The organism is Pseudoxanthomonas yeongjuensis (genome assembly GCF_010093345.1).
GTDB lineage: Bacteria > Pseudomonadota > Gammaproteobacteria > Xanthomonadales > Xanthomonadaceae > Pseudoxanthomonas_A > Pseudoxanthomonas_A yeongjuensis.
The window spans coordinates 112,367-134,591 of sequence record NZ_PDWT01000004.1; the positions used below are offsets into that span (position 1 = coordinate 112,367).

The window sequence follows — 22,225 nt, forward strand, 5'->3', positions numbered from 1 at the left end:
ACCCTACGCGACCGCCTGGCCTGCACGATCCTTGCATCCCCAATTGAGGATCGGCGTGCCGGGAGGCAGCACCCGGCGGAACATCTCCACCCGCTTGGCTTTGGGATTCACCACCACCGGCGCGCGCGCAGCCTGCAGCAGCGGCAGGTCGGCGCTGCTGTCGGAATAGGCCACGGCGATTTCGCCATAGCCGCGCTCCAGCAGCATCCGTACCTTTTCCCGGTTGTGGCAATGCCGCGTAGCCACCACCGCGCCGAAACGCGGTCCCACCGCGGTGCCGATGACGGGAACGTCCTGGTGGGCGACGAAAGCCAGGATCGCGCGCGCCAATTCCGGTGGGGCGCCAGTGGCGATGACCACCCGATCGCCGGCAACGCGATGGCCGCGCAGGACTTCCAGCGCCACCGGCAGCAGGCGTTGGCGGATTTCGTCCTGGTGCGTGCCCACGTAGAGATCGAGCAATGCGTCGAAACTGCGGCGACCATGCAGGCCGAAGGTGCCTATCCATACATAACCGGAGATGCCGCGGCGCCGCGTCGGCAACCAGGCGACCATCGGACCGAGCACGACAGAGGCCGCGATGGCCAACACCGAACGCAACGGATTGCGCTGCAGCAGCCAACGCAGCACGTGGCCAAAGGAATCGCCGTCATAAAGCGTATGGTCGAAATCGAAAACCACGACCGGGGCATCCGGCCGTGGCGCGGGATAGGTTTCACTCATACGGGAAGAATAACTGACGCAACGCCTCGCCCGGCTCGGCGGCGCGCATGAAGGTCTCGCCGACCAGGAACGCATTGACCCCGGCGGCGCGCATCCTGGCGACGTCGTCCGCCACCACGATGCCGCTTTCGGTGACCAGCAAGCGGTCTTTCGGCACCGCCTCCTTCATCGCCAGCGTGTTCTCCAGCGAGACTTCGAAAGTACGCAGGTTGCGGTTGTTGATGCCGATCAGCGGCACCGGCACCTGCAGCGCCCGCTCCAGTTCGTCGATGTCGTGCACTTCCACCAGCACGTCCATGTCCAGCCGCATCGCCAGGTCGGAGAGTTCGACCAGTTGCGCATCGTCCAGCGCCGCGACGATCAGCAGGATGCAGTCCGCGCCGAGCACGCGCGCTTCGTACACCTGGTAGGGATCGATGGTGAAATCCTTGCGCAGCACCGGCAGCGTGCAGGCCTCGCGCGCCTGCTGCAGGTAGGCGTCGGCGCCCTGGAAGAAATCCACGTCGGTCAACACCGACAGGCAGGCCGCGCCGCCGAACTCGTAGCTCATGGCGATCTCGCCGGGCCGGAAATCCTGCCGGATCACGCCCTTGGACGGGCTGGCCTTCTTGATCTCGGCGATCACCGCCGCATCGCCGGTGGCGATGCGTTCGTGCAAGGCATCGGCGAACCCGCGCACGGGCGAGGCATCGCCCACGCGAGCGACGAGTTCGGCGAGCGGCGTGCGTGCGCTGCGCTCGGCGATTTCTTCGGCCTTGCGGGCGAGGATGGTGTTGAGGATGTCGCTCATGGATTAGTAGTGAGTGGAGAGGAGTGAGGAACGAGTGACCGGTAAAAAAAGCAAGGCTTCATGCTCACTCCTCACTCCTCTTCGCTCGTTCCTCGCGGTCCCACCCGTACGCCCGCTCGACCTTCGCCACGCGCAGTTCGAAATGGTCGTACCAGTCGCTGCGGCCGCGTTCCCGCGCGGCGGTGTGCTCGGCGTGGCGGCGCCAGGCGAGGATCGACTCCTCGCTCTCCCAGTAAGCCACGGTGATGCCAAAGCCGTCGGTGCCGCGGGTGGATTCCACGCCGAGGAACCCCGGCTGCTGTTGCGCGAGTTCGACCATGCGCTGCGCGGTGCTTCCGTAGCCTTCCTCGTCGTGCGTATTGCGCTGCGAAGAGAAGATGACCGCGTAGTACGGCGGTTGGGGGAGGTTTGCGAATCCATCATTCATGCATAGCCCTCCTTGTCGTCATGACCAGTCATTCGGCTGTTGAAAGCTCCGTGAAGGCGGGAATCGCTTCCGGGGTAAAGCAAGAGCGATTCCCGCCTTCGCGGGAATGACGAGCAAAAAAAAGCGCGCGCAAATATCTTCATTACCCAAGCCTCCGCGTCACCGCTACGAATTCCTCCATCCTGGCTAGTGCCGCGCCGGAGGTAATGACTTCGCGCGACAGCGCAATACCGGCCTCGATGGAATCGGCCACGCCCGCCACGTACAACGCCGCACCAGCATTCAACACTACGATCTCGCGCGCCGGACCCGGATGGTTTTCGAGGACGCCCAGCAACATCGCCTTCGACTCGGCCGCATCGGCCACGCGCAGGTTGCGGCTGGCGGACATGGCGATGCCGAAGTCCTCCGGATGCAGCTCGTACTCTGTGACAACGCCGTTGCGCAGTTCGCCGACCAGGGTCGCCGCGCCCAGCGAAAGTTCATCCATGCCGTCGCGTCCCCACACCACCAGCGCGCGTTCGGCGCCGAGTTCGTGCAGCACGCGCGCCTGGATGCCGACCAGGTCGGAATGGAATACGCCCATCAGGATGTTGGGCGCGCCGGCGGGGTTGGTCAGCGGACCGAGGATGTTGAAGAGGGTACGCACGCCCATCTCGCGGCGCACCGGTGCGACCACCTTCATCGCCGGGTGGTGCACGGGAGCGAACATGAAGCCGATGCCGGTCTCGGCGATCGATCGGGCGACCTGTTCGGGCTGCAGTTCGATGCTGGCGCCCAACGCCTCCAGCACGTCGGCGCTGCCGGACTTGGAGGACACGCTACGGTTGCCGTGCTTGGCGATGCGCGCGCCCGCCGCCGCCGCGACGAACATGGAAGCGGTGGAAATGTTGAAGGTATGCGAGCCGTCGCCGCCGGTGCCGACGATGTCGACCAGGCGGGTCTTGTCGGGCACGTCCACCGTACGCGAGAACTCACGCATCACCGTGGCGGCGCCGGCGATCTCGCCGATGGTTTCCTTCTTCACCCGCAGGCCGGTGAGGATCGCAGCGCTCATCATCGGCGAGACTTCGCCGCGCATGATCAGGCGCATGAGGTCGACCATTTCGTCATGGAAGATCTCGCGGTGCTCGATGGTGCGTTGGAGGGCTTCTTGGGGGGTCAATGGCATATCGGAGGCCGGGAATCGGGAATCGGGAATCGGGAATCGGGAATCGGGAAAGCCTAATCGCTTTTGCTCGTCATTCCCGCGAAGGCGGGAATCGCTCTCGGGGAAAAGCAAGAGCGATTCCCGCCTTCGCGGGAATGACGAGCTTTATTTTTCCAGAAAGTTCTTCAACAACGCATGCCCATGTTCGGTCAGGATCGACTCCGGATGGAATTGCACGCCTTCCACCGGGAATTCTCGGTGGCGCAGGCCCATGATCTCCTCGAACGAGCCATCTTCCAGCTCGGTCCAGGCGGTGATCTCCAGCACGTCCGGCAGCGTGGCGCGATCCACCACCAGCGAGTGGTAGCGCGTGGCCTCGTAGGCATCGGGCAGGTGGGCGAACACGCCCTTGCCTTCGTGGCGGATGCGCGAGGTCTTGCCATGCATGATGGTCTTAGCCCGGATCACGTCACCTCCATAGGCCTGACCGATGCTCTGGTGGCCGAGGCAGACGCCGAGGATCGGGGTGTGCTGGCCCAGGCGTTCGATCAGCTCGAGCGAGACGCCGGCCTCGTTGGGCGTGCACGGGCCGGGCGAGATGACGATACGCTCGGGGGCGAGTTTTTCGATCTCGTCCACGGTCAGCGCGTCATTGCGCACCACCTTGACCTCGGCCCCAAGCGATTGCAGGTACTGCACGAGGTTGTAGGTGAAGCTGTCGTAGTTGTCCAACATCAAAAGCATGGCGACTGGCTCATTGTTCGATCAGGAAGATTGCGTAGACATTTTCCGAAATGTTGACCGTCCCCGCCTCTAAAGACTCAACGTAACCGTAAACATCGGCCGGGCGCGCCGCGCCAATGTCCATCATCGGCGCCGGTGGAGCGGGAGGAAGATATGTACCTGCTCCGCGCGGCCAAGTACCCGCCTCGACGCCATAGGCAAAACTGGGCGCAACGTCGGAGATCGTATACAGGCCCGTAATACGCGCACCATAGGCTTTGGCCAACCCTTGTGCAGATTGTCGCGACTGCTCGGCAGCCTCGCGCTTGAGTTGCATACGCAGTTCCGACTCGGCCGAATAGCGAGTGGATATGCCAGTCAGCATAAGGTTCTCGCTGGTCTTTATTTCCGCAAGAAACTGACGTGTATCGGCCAAATTGGCGAATGCCGCAGACAGATTCCGACCAACCTGGGTGCCTTTGAACACCTGCTTGTTCTGCTCGTAGGCATACTTTGGCTGGATCGAAAGCGTCGATGCTTCAATCGTGTCTCGCAATGCATGATGATCCGTGAAAGCCTTGAGGATCCACGCGGCATCAGCCTGAGCGAGCGTACGGGCCTGTTCCGGCAATAAATCGACTCTCTGCAATGCGATGGCGACTATGAACCGATCAGGCGTCACCACGCGCTCTGCTTGCCCTTTCACCAGCAGGTGTGGTTGCGATGGCAATGAATTGACTTGCGCCGAGGCCTCTACCGCGATCAACGAAAGGAGCAGGACCATTGTGGTTTTAAGATTCATCGCGACATTCCTTTTTTGGATGACTGCTTCAGATTCGAGTCCAGCAGGTCGAGTTTTAAAGCAAAGAAACGAGCGTCTTTCCCACGAAGGAGAAAGCGCCTTTCGACAGCAGACCTGGCCAACCCAGCGACTTTTCCTTCGCCGACCGAAGTCGCTGGATCCCCGCTTTCGCGGGGATGACGATCTGGAAAGATCGTCGCTCACTCGACCTGCGACCACCCGCCTTGTCCAACGACCCACTTTCCTTAGAGGGGTTGTAACTGGCGTCCTGTCGCTCACAACCCCTTCGCCGCTTCCGCCACCGCCCGGAACAACGCCCTGCCCTTGTTCATCGTCTCATCCCACTCCTTCTCCGGGTCCGAGTCGTAGACGATCCCGGCCCCGGCCTGCACATGCAGCCGCCCGTCCTTGATCACCGCGGTGCGGATCGCGATCGCCGTATCCGCATCGCCGTGCCAGCCGATGTAGCCGATGCTGCCGGCATAGACGTTGCGCTTGATCGGCTCCAGCTCGCGTATTACTTCCAGCGCGCGGATCTTCGGCGCGCCGCTGACCGTGCCGGCCGGGAACGTGGCCCGCAGCACGTCGGCGTAGCTCAGGCCCGGCAGCAACTTGCCGGTGACCTCGCTGACGATGTGCATCACGTGGCTGTAGCGCTCGATCACGAACTGCTCGCCCACCTGCACCGTCCCCGCCTCGGAAACCCGGCCGGCATCGTTGCGGCCCAGGTCGATCAGCATCAGGTGCTCGGCGCGCTCCTTCGGATCGGCCAGCAGCTCCGCTTCCAGCGCCAGGTCTTCGTCGTGGGTCCTGCCGCGCGGACGCGTGCCGGCGATGGGACGCACGGTCACTTCGTTGTCCTCCAGCCGCACCAGGATTTCCGGCGACGAGCCCACGACCTGTATGTCGCCCACGTCCAGGAAGTACATGTACGGCGACGGATTCAGCGCGCGCAACGCCCGGTACACGTCCACCGGCCGCGCGCTGAACGGCACGCTGAGCCGCTGCGACAGCACCACCTGGAAGATGTCGCCAGCACGGATGTATTCCTTCGACTTCTCCACCGCCGCGATGAAACCGTCGTGGGTGAAGCCGGAAACGAAATGGCTTTCGTCCAGCACGTCGCGGGTGATCGGCGCGGGATAGGAACCGGGCTGGCGCAGCTTGGCAGTCAGCGCATCCAGCCGCGATTGTGCGTTTTCCCAAGCGCCATCCTCGCGCGGATCGGCGTGCACGATCAGGTACAGGCGACCCTTGAGGTTGTCGAACACCGCGAGCTCTTCCGAGAGCATCAGCAGGATGTCGGGCGTGTCGAGCTCGTCAGGCTTGTCGCCACCGGCCAGGCGCGGTTCGATGTAGCCGATGCATTCGAAGCCGAACCAGCCCACCAGCCCACCGGTGAAACCGGGCAGGCCTTCGAGTTTCGGGACCGAGTGCGAGGCGCGCCGCGCTTCCACTTCTGCGAAGGGATCGGCGACCTCGCGGGATTCGACGACCTGGCCGTTGTCGCGGATTTCCATGGCGTGGCCACGGAAGCTGACCACCCGTTTCGCGGGCAGGCCGATGATGGAATAGCGACCGAAGCGCTCGCCGCCTTCCACCGATTCCAGCAGGTAGGTGTGCGGGGCGTCGGCGAGTTTCAGGTAGACCGAGAGCGGCGTGTCCAGGTCGGACAGCACTTCGCGGACTACAGGGATGCGGGTGTGGCCGTTACTGGCGTGTTGCTGGAACTGGGCATGCGTGATCAAGGCGGGTTTCCTTCCGGGTCGCGGGGGGCAGGCAGACGACGGCAACAGGCCACCATCGCCAGCTGGGGCGAGCGGAAAGGAGGGCGCGGGAGGGCGTCTGTGTGATCACGGGGCCTACTTTAACCGAGCCGGCATCGAATTGCCTTCCTTGTCCCCCAGGGGGACTGCCTTCGGTGCGTAGATCCGGGCTTGCTCGGATGCTTTGGCCCAGACCGAAGAGCATCCGAGCAAGCTCGGATCTGCACAACCGGGGTCAGGACAGCAGCGGCGAGCCTGCCGGCAGATGCATCCGCACCCGCTTGGGCACGCAATCGACGCGGAAATGCCGCGACTCGATCGGCTCGCCGTCCAGGTTGAGGGTCAGCGGCCCGGGCGCGTCGATCTCCAGCCATGGCAACTGCGCCCTGATCGCCACGCGCTCCAGCGCCGCGGCCTTGCCCGCGGTGACCAGCGCGCCCATGGTCGCAGCGACCTCGCCGGAGAGCTCCGGGACCACGGTCAGGTCCAGCGATCCGTCGTCGATCCGCGCATCGGGGCACAACGCCTGGCCACCACCGGCCTGGCGTCCATTGCCGATGCCGAGCGCGATGAAACTTCCTTCCCAGGAGAAATCCGGACCCTGCAAGCGTGCCTGGATCGGCTCGATGCGTCCCAGCCGGGAGATTCCGGTGACCAGGTACGCCAGGCCGCCCAGCATCTTCTTCAATCCCTCGTCGGTTTCCACCGTGACCTGGGTGCCGAAGCCGCCGCTGGCCAGGTTGGCGCACCAATGGACCACGCCATCGTCGGCCACCAGCCTGAGCAGATCGATGGCGACGACCGGCGAACCGGCGATCAGTTCCAGCGCCGGCAGGGGGTCCAGCGGAATATCGGCGGCGTTGGCGAAATCATTGGCGGTGCCCAGCGGCACCAGGCCCAGCGCGGGCAAGGCAGTGGCAGCTTCGTCCCGATGCGCGAGCGTGGTGGCCACTTCGCTGAGGGTGCCGTCGCCGCCGGCGGCGACGATCGTGTCGGCACCATCGGCGATGGCCTCGGAAACGTAGCGTTCGGCATCGCCTTCTTCCCAGGTCACGCGCACATCGAGGACGATGCCGCGTTGCCGCATCGTCGATACCGCGTCGCGCAGGGCATCGTCGCCTGCGGATTTTCCGTTGAGGATCAGGCGCCAGCGAGGTGGGGACATGAAGTTTCCGTGGGGGGAAGGTCGATGGCAAAAAAGCGTAGGAGCGACGTAAGCCGCGAAAGAATATCGGTAGATCTCAATCGCGACTTACGTCGTTCCTACGCCGTTGTCATCATGCTGTCACGACTCGCCCGCAATATCGAAGGCCATAGCAGGGACGACTGGCGGAGGCAGGATAAGCCTCCAAATATTTCCGGAGGGCGCTCGCGAAGGCGAGCGCCCTTATTCCTTGGCGGCGGCCACCGCGGCGCGCATCCTCGCGATCACGTCCGCATATCCATTCCTGTCGGAGCCGGGCGCATTGAAGATCGCCGAGCCGGCGACGAAGGTATCCGCGCCCGCCGCGGCGATCTCGCCGATGTTGTCGGCTTTCACTCCGCCATCGATCTCCAGCCGGATCGATTTGCCGCTGGCGTCGATCTTCTTGCGCACCGCGCGCAGCTTGTCCAGCGCCGAAGGAATGAAGGCCTGGCCACCGAAACCCGGATTGACCGACATGACCAGGACCAGGTCCAGGTCTTCCAGCACCCAGTCCAGCGCATCGACCGGGGTGGCCGGGTTCAGCACCAGCCCGGCCTTGCAGCCATGCGACTTGATCAGCTGGATGGTGCGGTGGACGTGGTTGCTGGCTTCGGGGTGGAAGCTGATCAGGGTGGCGCCGGCTTCGGCGAAGTCCGGGACGATGCGATCCACCGGCTGCACCATCAGGTGCACGTCGATCGGCGCGGTGACGCCGTGCTTGCGCAACGCACTGCACACCAGCGGGCCGATGGTCAGGTTGGGCACGTAGTGGTTGTCCATCACGTCGAAGTGCACCCAATCGGCGCCGGCCTTGAGCACGTTGTCCACTTCCTCGCCCAGGCGGGCGAAATCGGCGGAGAGGATGGACGGGGCGATGAGGCAGTCGGACATCTCGGGGGGGGTTCCCTTGTGGATCGGCAATGGTGATCAGCGCTTGCGCAGCTTCTTGATACGGTCGTAGGCGGCGTTGATCTCGCCGGCTTTCTTCTCGGCCTGCTGGCGCAGCTCGGCGGCGGCGCCGGCCATCTTGTCCGGGTGGTACTGGGAAATCAGCCGGCGATAGGCCTGGTCGACCTCCGCGTCGGTGGCGTCGCTGGTCAGGTTGAACACGCGGTACGGGTTTTCGCGGCTCAGCTTGAACCAGTCCTGGTCGAAGGCATGGCCGATGATCAGGCCGATCAGCGCACCGAAGATGGGATTGGGGCGAAACAGCAGGGCGCCGGCGATCAGGCCCAGCAGTTTTCCGTACCAGCGGTTCATCGGCGGCCTTGTTGCCAGTCGTTGCCGGCATTTTACGGCACAGCCGCGCCTGTGCGCCGTAAACTAGGCGGCCTGCTCCCTTTCGTACGGCGGACCCAGGCTCCATGCCCACTACCTTGCTGCAATCCGATCTGCCCGGCCTGACGCTGCGCCATCGCGGCAAGGTAAGGGATGTCTTCGCCCTGCCCCGCGAGCGCCTGCCCGCCGATGCGCCACCCGGGGACTACCTGTTGATGGTGGCGACCGACCGCCTCAGCGCCTTCGACGTGGTCCTGCCGGACCCGATTCCCGGCAAGGGCGAGATGCTGTGCCAGATCTCCAACTTCTGGTTCGAGAAAACCGCGCACCTGCTGCGCAACCACCTGACCGGCATCGACGTGGCTTCGGTATTGCCCGAAGGCGTGGACCCGGCGCTGTACGCGAAACGCAGCGTGGTGACCAGGCGCCTGAAGCCGGTGCCGGTGGAAGCGATCGCCCGCGGCTACCTGATCGGCAGCGGCTGGAAGGATTACCAGCGCACCGGTGCGGTCAGCGGCATCGCCCTGCCCAACGGCCTGCGCCAGGCGGAGAAACTGCCGGAACCGATCTTCACCCCCTCGACCAAGGCCGCGGTCGGCGACCACGACGAGAACATCGACTTCGACACCATGGTCAAGGCCGTGGGACCGGAACTGGCCGAACGCGTGCGCGACGCGACCCTGCGCATCTACGCCTTCGCCGCCGACTACGCCGCGCAGCGCGGGATCCTGCTGGCCGACACCAAGTTCGAGTTCGGCACCGACGCCGACGGCCGCCTGTACGTGATGGACGAGATGCTGACCCCCGACTCCTCGCGTTACTGGCCCGCGGACGAATATGCAGTGGGCACCAGTCCGCCGAGCTACGACAAGCAGTTCGTGCGCGACCACCTGGAAACCCTGGACTGGGACAAGACCGCGCCGGGACCGAAGCTGCCGGCGGAAGTGATCGAACGCACGCGGGCGAAGTACGCGGAAGCGTTGTGGAAACTGGCAGATATCAGCGTCGATTGATCGCGGTCCCGACCCCACACCCATTTCGCGCTTGCATTTGCATTTGACCGTCATCCCCGCGAAGGGGGGGATCCAGTGACTTTCGCAGGTCAAAGAAAACGCGCTGCTGATCGGAGCGAAGGGCAAAGGCACTGGGTCTCCGCCTTCGCGGGGATGACGATTCACTGATTTCGCAGCTCCGATAATTTCGCGACTCCGATCCCTCGTCGCAGCAAGCGCCTCACCCGGGAGCACGCCCATGAAGATCGGCTATCTCTACCTCGGCATCGCCATCGTCGCCGAAGTCGTCGCCACCAGCGCGCTGAAGGCTTCCGAAGGTTTCACCAGGACCGGACCCAGCCTCGTCGTCGCCATCGGTTACGGTGTCGCCTTCTATTTCCTCTCACTGGTGCTCAAGACCGTGCCGATGGGCGTGGCCTATGCGATCTGGTCGGGCGTGGGCATCGTATTGATCGCAGCCATCGGCTGGCTGCTGATGAAGCAGCCGCTGGACCTGCCCGCCTTGCTCGGCATCGGCCTGATCGTAGCCGGGGTGGCGGTGATCCAGCTGTTCTCCAGAACCGTCGCCCACTAGGCGCCACGACACGGAACGGCCCGCGCGAATCGGCTATGCTCCATACCCTTGCGCACCGATCCTCGGGAGGGATGTATGAATGCAATGGCAGAACGCCCCATCGACCGGTTTTTCGCCAGCTACTCGCGCGATCACCAGAACCAGACCAACCAGCTGATCCATGTGTTCGCCGTACCGGCGATCCTGTGGTCGGTGGTAGCGCTGATCTGGTGCATCCCGGTGTTCGGCACGCTGTTCAACAACGGAATCTGGGCGGCGCTGGCCATGTTCGCCGCCTGGATGTACTACAACCGCCTGTCCCGGCCCATCGGCTACGGGATGCTGGTGGCCTTCTTCACCATCGGCTGCCTGTGCCGGCTCCTGCAGGCCAGGCTGGGCCTGCAAGGTCTGTTGTACCTGGCCATCGCAGTGTTCGTGGTGGCATGGATCGCGCAGTTCATCGGCCACAGCAAGTTGTACGAAGGCAAGAAGCCCAGCTTCTTCACCGACCTCACCTATCTGCTGATCGGCCCGATCTGGGTGCTGTCCAAGTTCTACCGCAAGATGGGCTGGAAGTACTGACTGCGCGTTTTGTAGATCCGAGCTTGCTCGGATGCTTTTTATTCCACCCAAAGAGCATCCGAGCAAGCTCGGATCTACGCAACGAAGGAAGTCCCCTTGGGGGACAAGGAAAACATCGCATCCGTGGGGTTGAATGCGCGCGGCGCATAGCCGAAATCCACGTGCGCCGGCTCCACATCGAACACCAGGTCCTCGTGCATCCGCACCACGGCCGCGTCACCGAGGCCCTGCATCTTCCCGAACATATGTGCAATCGCCACAGCGGCCTTGAACATAGGCGCCGGCATCCGGATCAATCGTGCCGGCGGCTGTAGCGACGCGAGCGTGCGTTCCACCATCTGCGCATACGCAAGCGTTTCGCCACCGGGCAGCGCGTAACTGCGACCACTGGCTGCATCCGCATCCATCACCGCCAACGTTGCGTCGGCGAGATCCTGCACATGTACGGGCTGGCGCAGGCCATCGGCGCCGCGAGGCAGCACGAAGAAGCCGACACGCCGCGCCATCCGCGCGATCTCGGTCAGGCTGCGGTCGCGTGCCGCGCCATAGACCAGGGTCGGGCGCAGCAGCGTGGCCTTGGCCTGGCGTTCGCGTGCGATGGCGAATATCCGCGATTCCGCGGCGCGCAGCCGATCCGCGATATCGCGTTCGTGTGCGTCAGCGGAGTCCTGCTTGGTTTCGACGCTGGTCGAACCAAACGCAATGACACGCGGCGCAACCATGGCAGTCCGTTCGTACCAATGCGAAAAATGATCCAGCGGCCCCAGGCTGAAGATCGCATCGACCCGCCCGGGCAGGCCCTGCGCCTGCTGCAGGTCGCCGCGCAACCAGGTCAGGCGCTCGCGATCGGCTTGCGGCGTGCGCGACACCGCGACGACCCGCCAGCCATCGGCCAGCAACCGTTCGATCACCGGCACGCCGATCTGGCCGCTGCCGCCGAAGACCAGGGCACTGCGCATTCAATCCTGGCCCGGTTTCAAGGTAAAACGCAGCCACACCCATCCGACCGACGCCGAGATCACCGACGCGCACAACACGCCCAGCACCGAGGCTTCGCCGAAATGCCCGCCGATGGTGGAATAGGCGAGATTGGAGATGAAAAGGCTCATGGTGAAGCCGACACCGCACAACATGCCCAGGCCGAGCATGGCCTTGAAATCCATGCCATCGGGGAATCGCGCGATGCCGGCCGCGCGCGCGATCAACGCCACGGCGACGATGCCCACCGGCTTGCCCAGCACCAGGCCCAGCACGATGCCCAGCGGCACCGGCGCCAGCACGTCGCCCACCTGCAGCCCGCCCAGCGCCAGTCCCGCATTGGCGAAGGCGAACAGCGGCAACACCAGGTAAGCGACCCACGGGTGCAGCGCGTGTTCCAGCGATTCCAGGGGCGAAGGCGCACCCGCGGTCTTGCCGCGCAACGGGATCAGCAGGCCGGTGACCACGCCGGCGAGCGTCGCGTGCACGCCCGACTTCAGCACGAAATACCAGACCAGCGCGCCAAGCAACAGATAAGGCCACAGCCGGGTCACCCCGCGCCGGTTGAGCAGCAGCATCAGGCCGATGCCGGCCCCCGCCCAGGCCAACTGGTGCGCGGCCAGGTCGTGGGTATAGAAGATGGCGATGATCAGGATCGCGACCAGGTCGTCGACGACTGCAATCGTCGACAACAGCAACTTCATTCCCAGAGGCACCCGCGAGCCCAGCAATGCCAGGACTCCGAGCGCGAAGGCGATGTCGGTGGCGGTGGGAATGGCCCAGCCGCGCAAGGCGACGGGATCGCCGTGGTTGACGCCCCAGAACAGGATCGCCGGCACCGCCACGCCGCCGATCGCGCACAGCACCGGCAGCAGCATCTGCTCGCGGCTGGAAAGCTGGCCGCTGAGCGTCTCGCGTTTGATTTCCAGCGCGACCAGCAGGAAGAACACCGCCATCAAGCCATCGTTGATCCAGTGTTCGGCGCCCTTGACCAGTCCGAAGCCGCCGATGGTGAAGCCGATGGGCAGGTGCCGGAACGCCTGGTAGGCATCGTGCCAGGGCGAATTGGCCACGATCATCGCCAACGCGGCGGCGGCCATCAGCACGATGCCGGCGGCGGCCTGCAGGCGGAAGAAATCGCGCAGCAGTTCGATGGCGCGTGCGACGGGACGGACTCGGCTCATGCGCCGAGTATATCGGGCGTCGCCGCGACTGCCCTCAACCCAGGATCAGCCGCAGTTCCAGCGCGATCCAGCCGAGCAAGGCGACGAACAGGATCGCGCCTTCGGTCTTGCTGATGCGCAGGTCGCCGCGCAGCATCGGATACAGGACCAGCACGAAGGCGATCGCGGCCGGCAGTTCCAGCTTCACGAAAGACTCGGGCAGCGGCAACGGGCGCAATGCGGCCATGCCGCCGATCACCACCAGCAGGTTGAACAGGCTGGAGCCGATCACGTGGCCGACCACCATGTCGCCCTGCCCGCGCCGCGCCGCGGCCATGGCGGCGGCCACTTCCGGCAGGGCCGTGCCGATCGCCACCGGCAACAGGCCGACCAGCAGTGGCGACCAGCCCCAGGCCGCACCGATCACCGGTGCGCTCTGGACCACGAACTTGGCGCCGAAGTACAGCAGTGCCACCGCTACCGCGAAACGCAGCAGGTTCATCCACAACACGCTGCGGGTGGCCGCATAGGCGGCGACGCTTTCGCGCACTTCGGCCTGCTCGCGTCCGCTGCGCGCCAGCATGAAGCCCAGCACCGCGACGAAGGCGAGCAACAGCACGATGCCCTCGACGCGGCTGATCACCCCATCCAGACCGAACACGATCAGGGTCAGGCCGGCGACCGCCAGCAGCACCAGCATCGGCGACAGCAGGCGCATGCGCACCAGCAGGGGCGCGGCGATGGCAGCCAGTCCGAGGGTCAGGCCGAAGTTCACGATATTGCTGCCGACCGCGTTACCCAGGGCCAGATCCTGGGCGCCGACCATGTAGGCACGCGCATTGACGAACAGTTCCGGCAAAGAAGTGCCGAACGCCACCAGCAGCAGGCCGGCGACGAAGGGCGAAGCCCCGAGCTTCTGGGCCAGGCCGGAAGCACCCTTGACGATGGAATCGCCCCCCAGTGCCAGCAGCACCAGGCCCAATGCGAAAAAACCCCAGGCTTCGGCCATCGTCGCTACTCCCCGTCTGTGTTGCGGCCGATTCTATGCCAAAGCAACCGATAGAGCGGCATCCGCAAGCGGCTTCCTGTGGGAGCGGCGTAAGCCGCGAGCTTTTGATCTTGCTCTGTGTCCCGACTTCCCTGCGTCGAACAGGGGCAGGGAAAAAGCAAAGTCGGAAGCATCGCGGGCAAGGCCCCGCTCCTACCTCAGGAGCAACCCTCGACGTAATCGACCTGCGGCGACAAGCCCACGCGCCACGCGCTGACCTTGCCCGCCGCATCGGTCTCGAAGACCAGCTTGCTCGGCGCCACGCCGCTGGCGGCGATGGAAAGGTACTGGCCGCCCTGCACGTATTTGTGCGGCGTGGACTGCAGGCTGCCGGCGTAGAGCTTGTCGAGCTGGTCCACGCTCATGCCGACCTTGCCGCCGCCGGGAGCAGTCTCCTTGTCGGTGCCTACGTCATAGCGGACGAACTTGTCGCCTTCGATCATGAAGGCGAAATCGGAAGGTTTCTTCACCCACTTCGGGGTCAGGTAGTAGCAACCGCCCGCCTCGCCCGGCTTGCCATTGAGTTCGCCGGCCCACGCCGTCTTCGCTTCTTCCGTGGTGCTGCCGAGTTTCATGTCGCCGTAGCCGGCGAAGCCGGCCTGGCCTTCGCTGGCGGGTGCGGTTTCCGCAGCGGCAGGGGGGGTCGTTTCGGCTACCGGAGCAGGCGCTGCTTCTGCAGGCTGCTCTGCGGCGGCGGCAGGCGCCTCCCCTGCCGCGGGCGCGGCGGGCTTGCAGGCGATCAGCGAAGTGCTGGCGATGGCCATGACCAGCAGGAGAGGCGAACGACGCATGGTTGGACTCCGAGGGCGATTGGAAGACCCGCACGCTAGCACTGCCGTGTTAACCCACTGCAAATCAGCATCGCAATTCCCGGCGCCGGGCCGGCCATGCAGGCAACGCCGATGCGACATGACGCCGATGGGGTTGTCATGCGCGTTTAATCCTCGCCCGGTAGCTTGCGTCCGTTCCGGGGGGGGATCACGCGAAGCCTGCTTCATGCAACCGAACAAGACCGACCAGGCACGACAGGCCCTGCAATCGCACGCGGGGCCGTTGAGCATGCGCGAGCGGCGCGCTTTGATCCTGTGCGATGGCCGGCGCGACCTGAAGGAACTCACCGCGTTGCTCGGGGCGGATGCGCCGGCACTGATCATGCACTTGTACGAAGCCGGGTATCTCGGCAATACCGTTGTCGAGCCGGTAGCCAAGGCGCCCGCGTCGCTCGCGGCCCGCACCTCCGCAGCCGCCCCCATTCCAGTCGACGCCCCGGCCCCGGTCCCGACACCAGCTCCTGCCGCACAAACGCAAGCCACCGGCACGCGCCGCTCGCTGGTGGCCGCCAAGCTCTACCTGATCGGCATGCTGGAACTGCAGCGCGACGAATCGGCGGTCGCGCAGAGGAAGCAACTGCAGGCCTGCCAGGACCCGGATGCGATCGTCGCCCACCTGCTCGCCGGCGTGCATTGCCTGCAGCGCATCGCCAGCAGTTCGCTGGCGCAACGGGTGCGCGAGCGATTGTCCGAAGTACTGCCGGAATCCTACCTGCCGGCACTGGAGCGGCTCGACCTGGCCGTGCCGCAATCCTCCGCGGCCTGAGCGACCGCGACTCAATCCTCCGGCGCGACGAAATTCCTGCGCAAGCCGGCCCAGCACTCCTGGTAATCGCGCTGCCGGTGCGCCGCTTCGATGGCCTGGCGGGTCGGCCGGATCACGGCGCGGGTCTCGAACATGAAGGCCATGGTGTCGACGATCACGTCGGGCTTCGACAGGTCGGCATGGCTGGCCTTTTCGAACGTGGCCGCATCCGGCCCGTGCCCGCTCATGCAGTTGTGCAGCGACGCGCCACCGGGGGCGAAACCCTCGGCCTTGGCGTCGTAGACGCCATGGATGAGGCCCATGAATTCGCTGGCGATGTTGCGATGGAACCACGGTGGCCGGAACGTGTCCTGCGCCACCAGCCAGCGCGGCGGGAAGATCGCGAAATCGAGGTTGGCGGTACCGTGCGTGTCGCTGGGCGAAGTGAGCACGGTGAAGATCGACGGATCGGGATGGTCGTAGCTGATCGAACCGATCGCATTGAAGCGGCGCAGGTCGTAGCGGTACGGCGCGTAGTTGCCGTGCCAGGCGACCACATCCAGCGGCGAATGGCCGACCGGCGCGCGCCACAGGTGGCCCTGGAATTTGGCGATGAGCTCGAACTCGCCTTCCACGTCTTCATACGCCGCATGCGGGGTTTCGAAATCGCGCGGATTGGCCAAGCCGTTCGAACCGATCGGCCCCAGGTCCGGCAGGCGCATCAGCGCGCCGAAGTTCTCGCACACATACCCGCGCGAGGCGCCATCCGGCAGTTCGACGCGGAAGCGGATGCCACGGGGAATCACCGCGATCTGCTGCGGCTCCACTTCCAGCACCCCGAGTTCGGTGGCGATGCGCAACGCGCCCTGTTGCGGAACGATCAGCAATTCGCCGTCGGCATCGTAGAAATAGCGGCCCTGCATCGAGCGATTGGCGGCATACAGGTGGATGCCGACGCCGTGTTGCGCGGCCGCCGAACCATTGCCGGCCATGGTGAACAGGCCATCGATGAAATCGACCGGCGCCGCGCCGATCGGCAGCGGGTTCCAGCGCAACTGGTCGGGGGTGACCGGCCCATCGCCGAAATCGTTGTGGAACCAGGAATGCAGGAACGGCTCGAAGCGGCCGTGCATCGCCGCCGGCCGGATACGGTACAGCCAGCTGCGCCGGTTCTCGCCACGCGGTGCGGTGAATGCGGTGCCGGAAAGCTGTTCGGCATACAGGCCATGCGCGACCTGCTGCGGCGAGTTGCGGCCGACCGGCAAGGTGCCCGCCAACGCCTCGGTGGCGAATTCGTTGCCGAAACCGGATTGGTAACCGTTGCTGGCCATGCTGCACCTTTGTCAGAGCGACCGTAGGGGCGTAGGAGCGACGTGAGTCGCGAATACAAAGACGGATCCGATTCTATCCAGTCGCCACAGGGATTGTTTCGCGACTCATGTCGCTCCTACGCCAAGTATTACAGAAACCCGCGCTTCATCTGGTCGCGTTCGATGCTCTCGAACAGGGCCTGGAAGTTGCCTTCGCCGAAGCCTTCATTGCCCTTGCGCTGGATGATCTCGAAGAAGATCGGGCCGATCGCGTTCTGGGTGAAGATCTGCAGCAGTTTGCGCTGGTGCGTTTCCGGGTCGGCGTCGATCAGGATCTTGTTCCTGGCCAGCCGCGGCACGTCCTCGCCATGGTCGGGAACGCGCTGGTCGATCACCTCGAAATACGCATCGGGCGTGTCCAGGAATTCGACCCCGGCTTCGCGCATCGCTTCCACGGTCGAATAGATATCGTCGGTGAAGCAGGCGATGTGCTGGATGCCTTCGCCCTGGTAAGCGTCGAGGTATTCGTTGATCTGCGACTTGGGGTCGCTGGATTCGTTGAGCGGGATGCGGACCACGCCGTCGGGCGCGGTCATGGCCTTGGACACCAGACCGGTCTTGGCGCCCTTGATGTCGAAGTAGCGGATCTCGCGGAAGTTGAACAGGCGCTCGTAGTAGTCCGACCACTTCTGCATGTTGCCGAAATACAGGTTATGCGTGAGGTGGTCGATGAAGGTCAGGCCGAAGCCTTGCGGATTCTGGTCGGCGCCCTGCACCGGCAGGAAATCCTCGTATACCGAACCCTTGTCGCCGTAACGGTCGACCAGGTACAGCATGCAGTCGCCGATGCCCTTGACCACGGGCGTATCGACCGCCTTGCTGTCGGCCTTGTCCACGATCACTTCGCCGCCATTGCCCAGCACGGCCTTCAATACTTCAGCGCCCGGCTTCCGGAAGCGGATGGCGAACCCGCAGGCGCTGGGGCCGTGGGCCTTGGCGAAATCGGCGGCAAAGGAATCCGGATCCTCGTTGACCAGGAAATTGACCGTACCCTGGCGATAGACGGTGATCGGCCGGGTCTTGTGGTGCATCACCGCGGTGAAACCCATCTTCTGGAAGTAGCCGTGCAACAGTTCGCCCTGGCCCTCGGGGGCGGCGAATTCGACGAACTCGAAGCCATCGATACCCATCGGATTTTCGAAGGTGGTGACCTGCATGCCAAGATTGGGCTGTGCGCTCATGGTTCTTGCCTCGCGGGCTTGTCTCGGGGAGGCTGACTTTATAGTTTCATGTGAAACCAATTGCAAGCGGCACTGCGCCAATCACCAAGGACCATCGATGAATACCCCCACTGAAGACACCCCCCACGAACACGCGCAGGAACGTGCCCCGCAAGAAAACGACGCTCCACAAGAGCACGTCCCGCATGAGCATGCGGTGCTGGAGCTCGAGAACTTCCTGCCCTATCGCCTGAGCATCCTCTCCAACCACATCAGCCACACCATCTCCGGCCTGTACGGCCAGCGCTTCGGCCTGGCGGTGACCGAATGGCGGATCATGGCGGTGCTGGGACGCTACCCGGAACTGTCGGCGGGCGAAGTGGCCGAACGCACGGCGATGGACAAGGTCGCGGTGAGCCGCGCCCTGGCGCGCCTGCTGGAACGCGGCCTGGTCCAGCGCGACACCCACGGTTCGGACCGTCGCCGGTCGGTGCTGGAGCTGTCGCCGATCGGCTACACGGTCTATGACGAGGTCGCGCCGATGGCGCTGGAATGCGAGCGCCAGCTGCTGGCCAACCTGGACGAAACCGACCGCGCGCAACTCGACGTGCTGCTGGCCAAGCTGGCCGACGGGGTGCAGAACCTCATCGCCAAATGACTTCCTTCCGGACGTAGAGCCGAGCTTGCTCGGCTGCTTTTCAGGCTTCGGCTGCTTTTCAGGCTCATGCGGAAAAGCTGCCGAGCAAGCTCGGCTCTACGGGGTTGTGGATGCGGGCGGCGCCCAGGCCTTCATGAAATCGAAGAACTTCGCCCGGTCGTAGCCCTTGCCTTTTTCCAGCTCGCCGGTGAACTGCGAGTGCAGCAGCTTGCCGTCGGCGTCCAGCACGAACAGGTGCGGATAGCCTTTGATTCCGGGATAGGCGGAAAGGAACGGCTTGTTCTCGTTCTCTTCGCTGTAGTTGACCTTCATCCATACATAGTTGGCGTCGCGGAAGCTGCGGATCTCCGCATCCTCTTCGACGAACTTGTCGAGGATGTGGCACCAGCTGCACCACTCGCCCCCCACGTCGAGCATGATCCGCTTGCCGCCGCGCATGGCTTCGACCTTGGCGGTTTCCAGGTCGCTGGCCGGATCGCGCAGCGGATCGAAAGACGCATTCAACGCCGCTACCGCCGCGATGTCCGCGGCGGCAGGCGTGTTTCCGGAAGCGACCGGCTGTGAAGTGTCTGGCTCGGTCGATACGTTCGGCGTAGTCGACGGCGGATTCGGTTCCGCCTGTTCGCGCGCGCCGCACGCGGTCATAGCGACCGCGAGCAGCAATACGCCTGAGCCGACCGATAGCTTCCGCATCACTTGACGCCGTGCATCAGCTTCTGGATCAACGGCGCCAGCAGGAACAGCAGCACGCCACCGCCCAGCAACGCCCAGAAACCAAAGGTATAACCGCTCAGCGCGGACGCCGTGGTCATGCCGCTTTCGCCGCTGACTTCGCTGGCGAAGATTCCGGACAGGTTGTTGCCGATTGCCGTGGACAAGAACCAGCCGCCCATGCCGAAACCGACCAGGCGCACAGGCGCCAGCTTGGTCACCATCGACAGGCCGATAGGCGACAAGCAGAGTTCACCGACCGACTGGATAACGTAGACCATGAACAGTGTCCAGAACGGGATCTTCAGTGTCTGCGGATCGACCAGGCTCGACAGCGCGAACATCAGGAGCAGGAAGGCGAGGCCGTTGAAGATGAGGCCGAGGCCGAACTTGCGCGGGATCGACGGGTTGTTGCGGCCCATCTTCACCCAAAGCCAGGCGAGCACCGGCGCCAGCGTGATGATCGCCAGCGAATTGACCGACTGGAACCAGCCAACCGGGAAAATCCAGCCGCCAAAATCACGATTGACGATGTTCTGGGCGAGGAAGTTGAACGAACTGCCCGCCTGCTCGAAGAAGCACCAGAACAAAACGTTGAACACGAAGATGATCAGCATGGCAATGGCCATGTCGCGTCTCACCGCACCATCCTTGAAACCTTCCTTCAGGATCAGGATGCAAAGCCCGACGAACAATACGGTCAGGACCCACTGCAGCGCACCCGCGCCGATCGACAGCAGGAAATAGATCACTGGAATGGCGATGAGCGCGCAGATCGCAGTGGTCAGGACACGACCCTTGCCCTCTGCGCCTTCCGGCGGCCGCCCGATGCCTTGCAGCTGCCTGCGCCCGAACCAGAACCAGACGAGGCTGATCAGCATGCCGATTCCCGAGACAAGGAACACGACCTTGTACGCCGGCATCTCCGACGTCCCACCCATCACGCGTTCGGCGAGGATACCCGTCAGCCATGGCGCAATCATCGCGCCAAGATTGATGCCCATATAGAAAAGGGTGAAACCCGAGTCGCGGCGTTCGTCGCTAGTGGAGTAAAGCTTGCCGACCATCGTCGATATGTTCGGTTTGAACAAGCCATTGCCAGCGATGACCGTGGCCAAGCCGAGTTTGAAGAGATGCTCGTTCGGCAGCATGATCAGAAACAGGCCGGCAGCCATGATCACTGCTCCGAGCAGGATCGAGCGTTGGTAGCCGATTACGCGGTCGGCGACGTAGCCACCGAAAAGTGCTGCCGCATAGACCAGCGCCAGGTACGCACCGTACAGCCGGCTGGCCGGCGCCTCGCCAGTACTGTCGCCACTGTAAAACTGGGCGACGATGTACAGGGCCAATGCCCAGCGCATCCCGTAAAACGCGAAGCGTTCCCAGAATTCGGTCATGAACAACATCCACAGCGGGGCCGGATGGCCCAACACCTGCTTGAATTCCGGGATCTTCCCCGGCGCTTGCGTATCGACGGCACCGCTCATGCGGTTTCCCCTTGTCTTGTTCAGGAATGACGAGCCGCGCTGAGGGCACGGGACGGGGGAGAATCACCGAGACGCGTGCTTCGCGTCAAATACCGGGCATGCGCAGGTACAAGCTGCAGGTCAATCCTGAATCGGCCATGGCCGCTGATTTCCAAGGGAAATTCACGCCCTCCGCCCCTGACTTCAGCCAGACGGAGGCGTTCCGGGCTCGCCGTCGATCATCGTGCGCACCTCGAACAGCTCCGGGAAGAAGGTCAGCTCCAGCGCCTTCTTGAGGAAACCCACGCCGCTGGAACCGCCGGTGCCGCGCTTGAAGCCGATGATCCGCATCACCGTGCGCATGTGCCGGAAACGCCACAGCTGGAACTGGCTTTCCACGTCCACCAGGTCCTCGCACAGGGCGTACTCGCGCCAATAGCGGTCGGTGTTCTCGTAGATGTTCTCGAATACCGGCAGCAAGTCCGGGTCCGAGACATGCGGCAGGCTCCAGGCACGCTGCAGGTGCCGTTGCGGCACCGCGTGGCCGAAGCGCGCCAGGTATTGCAGGAACTCGTCGTACAGACCCGGCGCCTCCAGCACCCGCTGCAATCCGGCCTGGGCCTCGGGATCGTGTCCGAACACCTTGAGCATCGCCGCGTTCTTGTTGCCCAGCAGGAACTCGATCGTGCGGTACTGCAACGACTGGAAGCCCGACGACGGTCCCAGCACATCGCGGAAACCCATGTATTCGGAGGGAGTCAGGGTCTCCAGCACCGACCATTGCGCTGTCAGCTGCTGCAATACCTGCTTGCAGCGCGCCAGGCCCTTCTGGCATTGCCACACCTGGTCGCGCCGCAAATGCGCGAGCGCCGCCGACAGCTCATGGATCAGCAGCTTCATCCACAGTTCCGAGGTCTGGTGCTGGATGATGAAAAGCATTTCGTCGTGGTGCGGCGGATTCGACAGCGGCTGCTGTGCCGACAGCAGGCGGTCCAGGCGCAGGTAGCCGCTATAGGTCATGCGCCCGGCCAGATCGGTGTGGATGCCGTCTTCCAACGGGCGCTGGTTGTCCTGGATGCTCATGCGATACCTGAAAGACGCGG

The 22,225-nt window shown here is 64.2% G+C and carries 24 protein-coding genes; 5 read left to right on the forward strand and 19 right to left on the reverse strand.

From position 1 onward, the window contains the following. Window positions 1-3: 3 nt before the first annotated feature. The 10 genes from CSC74_RS12450 to CSC74_RS12495 form a co-directional block, all read right to left on the reverse strand. Entirely contained in the window at window positions 4-723 is a 720-nt protein-coding gene (locus CSC74_RS12450; RefSeq protein WP_162314806.1) for a haloacid dehalogenase-like hydrolase, read from the reverse strand. Beyond that, window positions 716-1,513 (reverse strand): indole-3-glycerol phosphate synthase TrpC, encoded by a 798-nt coding sequence (trpC, locus tag CSC74_RS12455; RefSeq protein ID WP_162314807.1) that lies wholly within the window; start codon window positions 1,511-1,513, stop codon window positions 716-718. Before trpC ends, CSC74_RS12450 begins: the two co-directional genes overlap by 8 nt. 64 nt (window positions 1,514-1,577) lie before the next feature. After that, on the reverse strand, window positions 1,578-1,940 hold the full coding sequence (locus CSC74_RS12460) for an antibiotic biosynthesis monooxygenase family protein (RefSeq protein WP_162314808.1): 363 nt from the start codon (window positions 1,938-1,940) through the stop codon (window positions 1,578-1,580). Between the two features lie 142 nt (window positions 1,941-2,082). Beyond that, entirely contained in the window at window positions 2,083-3,111 is a 1,029-nt protein-coding gene (gene trpD, locus CSC74_RS12465; protein WP_162314809.1) for an anthranilate phosphoribosyltransferase, read from the reverse strand. Between the two features lie 144 nt (window positions 3,112-3,255). Then, window positions 3,256-3,834, reverse strand: coding sequence for an anthranilate synthase component II (locus tag CSC74_RS12470; protein WP_162314810.1), 579 nt, complete (start codon window positions 3,832-3,834; stop codon window positions 3,256-3,258). A gap of 10 nt (window positions 3,835-3,844) precedes the next feature. After that, on the reverse strand, window positions 3,845-4,615 hold the full coding sequence (locus tag CSC74_RS12475) for an SIMPL domain-containing protein (RefSeq protein ID WP_162314811.1): 771 nt from the start codon (window positions 4,613-4,615) through the stop codon (window positions 3,845-3,847). 275 nt (window positions 4,616-4,890) lie between these two features. Beyond that, entirely contained in the window at window positions 4,891-6,363 is a 1,473-nt protein-coding gene (trpE, locus tag CSC74_RS12480; protein ID WP_162314812.1) for an anthranilate synthase component I, read from the reverse strand. Window positions 6,364-6,616: 253 nt separating this feature from the next. Then, window positions 6,617-7,546, reverse strand: a complete 930-nt coding sequence (gene yegS, locus CSC74_RS12485; RefSeq protein ID WP_162314813.1) for a lipid kinase YegS — start codon at window positions 7,544-7,546, stop codon at window positions 6,617-6,619. Between the two features lie 222 nt (window positions 7,547-7,768). Continuing rightward, a complete protein-coding gene (rpe, locus tag CSC74_RS12490; protein ID WP_162314814.1) occupies window positions 7,769-8,458 on the reverse strand; it encodes a ribulose-phosphate 3-epimerase in 690 nt (229 codons plus the stop codon). A gap of 36 nt (window positions 8,459-8,494) precedes the next feature. Next, window positions 8,495-8,827: a J domain-containing protein gene (locus CSC74_RS12495; protein ID WP_162314815.1), complete on the reverse strand. Its 333-nt coding sequence runs from the start codon at window positions 8,825-8,827 to the stop codon at window positions 8,495-8,497. A 104-nt stretch (window positions 8,828-8,931) separates the two neighbouring features. Here CSC74_RS12495 and CSC74_RS12500 point away from each other — a divergent pair, with 104 nt between their 5' ends. From CSC74_RS12500 to CSC74_RS12510, 3 genes are all read left to right on the forward strand, one after another. Continuing rightward, the gene (locus CSC74_RS12500) at window positions 8,932-9,858 is read left to right on the forward strand and encodes a phosphoribosylaminoimidazolesuccinocarboxamide synthase (protein ID WP_162314816.1); all 927 of its coding nucleotides are present in this window, start codon (window positions 8,932-8,934) and stop codon (window positions 9,856-9,858) included. A 238-nt stretch (window positions 9,859-10,096) separates the two neighbouring features. Next, window positions 10,097-10,432: a DMT family transporter gene (locus tag CSC74_RS12505; protein ID WP_162314817.1), complete on the forward strand. Its 336-nt coding sequence runs from the start codon at window positions 10,097-10,099 to the stop codon at window positions 10,430-10,432. 84 nt (window positions 10,433-10,516) lie between these two features. Next, window positions 10,517-10,993: an Mpo1 family 2-hydroxy fatty acid dioxygenase gene (locus tag CSC74_RS12510; RefSeq protein ID WP_246193215.1), complete on the forward strand. Its 477-nt coding sequence runs from the start codon at window positions 10,517-10,519 to the stop codon at window positions 10,991-10,993. A gap of 74 nt (window positions 10,994-11,067) precedes the next feature. On the opposite strand, the gene CSC74_RS12515 is transcribed toward CSC74_RS12510, so the two are convergent. The 4 genes from CSC74_RS12515 to CSC74_RS12530 form a co-directional block, all read right to left on the reverse strand. After that, window positions 11,068-11,952 carry an NAD-dependent epimerase/dehydratase family protein gene (locus tag CSC74_RS12515; protein ID WP_162314819.1) on the reverse strand — a complete coding sequence of 295 codons (885 nt, stop codon included), beginning with the start codon at window positions 11,950-11,952 and terminating at the stop codon, window positions 11,068-11,070. Continuing rightward, entirely contained in the window at window positions 11,953-13,155 is a 1,203-nt protein-coding gene (gene nhaA, locus CSC74_RS12520) for a Na+/H+ antiporter NhaA (protein WP_162314820.1), read from the reverse strand. A gap of 34 nt (window positions 13,156-13,189) precedes the next feature. After that, complete coding sequence (locus CSC74_RS12525) at window positions 13,190-14,143, reverse strand: calcium/sodium antiporter (protein ID WP_162314821.1); 954 nt, start codon at window positions 14,141-14,143, stop codon at window positions 13,190-13,192. A gap of 197 nt (window positions 14,144-14,340) precedes the next feature. After that, window positions 14,341-14,973 (reverse strand): lectin, encoded by a 633-nt coding sequence (locus CSC74_RS12530; protein ID WP_246193217.1) that lies wholly within the window; start codon window positions 14,971-14,973, stop codon window positions 14,341-14,343. Window positions 14,974-15,178: 205 nt separating this feature from the next. Here CSC74_RS12530 and CSC74_RS12535 point away from each other — a divergent pair, with 205 nt between their 5' ends. Further along, window positions 15,179-15,778 (forward strand): hypothetical protein, encoded by a 600-nt coding sequence (locus tag CSC74_RS12535; protein WP_162314822.1) that lies wholly within the window; start codon window positions 15,179-15,181, stop codon window positions 15,776-15,778. An 11-nt stretch (window positions 15,779-15,789) separates the two neighbouring features. Here CSC74_RS12535 and hmgA read toward each other — a convergent pair whose 3' ends face one another. Beyond that, window positions 15,790-17,088 carry a homogentisate 1,2-dioxygenase gene (gene hmgA, locus CSC74_RS12540; protein ID WP_162314823.1) on the reverse strand — a complete coding sequence of 433 codons (1,299 nt, stop codon included), beginning with the start codon at window positions 17,086-17,088 and terminating at the stop codon, window positions 15,790-15,792. A gap of 128 nt (window positions 17,089-17,216) precedes the next feature. After that, complete coding sequence (hppD, locus tag CSC74_RS12545) at window positions 17,217-18,308, reverse strand: 4-hydroxyphenylpyruvate dioxygenase (protein ID WP_162314824.1); 1,092 nt, start codon at window positions 18,306-18,308, stop codon at window positions 17,217-17,219. Between the two features lie 97 nt (window positions 18,309-18,405). On the opposite strand from hppD, the gene CSC74_RS12550 reads away from it, so the two are divergent. Then, window positions 18,406-18,945, forward strand: coding sequence for a MarR family winged helix-turn-helix transcriptional regulator (locus CSC74_RS12550; RefSeq protein ID WP_162314825.1), 540 nt, complete (start codon window positions 18,406-18,408; stop codon window positions 18,943-18,945). Between the two features lie 96 nt (window positions 18,946-19,041). Here CSC74_RS12550 and CSC74_RS12555 read toward each other — a convergent pair whose 3' ends face one another. The 3 genes from CSC74_RS12555 to CSC74_RS12565 all read right to left on the reverse strand — a co-directional run bounded on the left by CSC74_RS12555 (window position 19,042) and on the right by CSC74_RS12565 (window position 22,205). After that, on the reverse strand, window positions 19,042-19,638 hold the full coding sequence (locus CSC74_RS12555) for a thioredoxin family protein (RefSeq protein ID WP_162314826.1): 597 nt from the start codon (window positions 19,636-19,638) through the stop codon (window positions 19,042-19,044). Next, the gene (locus CSC74_RS12560) at window positions 19,638-21,143 is read right to left on the reverse strand and encodes a peptide MFS transporter (RefSeq protein ID WP_162314827.1); all 1,506 of its coding nucleotides are present in this window, start codon (window positions 21,141-21,143) and stop codon (window positions 19,638-19,640) included. The genes CSC74_RS12555 and CSC74_RS12560 overlap by 1 nt, the downstream gene beginning before the upstream one ends. A 183-nt stretch (window positions 21,144-21,326) precedes the next feature. Next, window positions 21,327-22,205: a tryptophan 2,3-dioxygenase gene (locus CSC74_RS12565; RefSeq protein ID WP_162314828.1), complete on the reverse strand. Its 879-nt coding sequence runs from the start codon at window positions 22,203-22,205 to the stop codon at window positions 21,327-21,329. Window positions 22,206-22,225 lie beyond the last annotated feature (20 nt).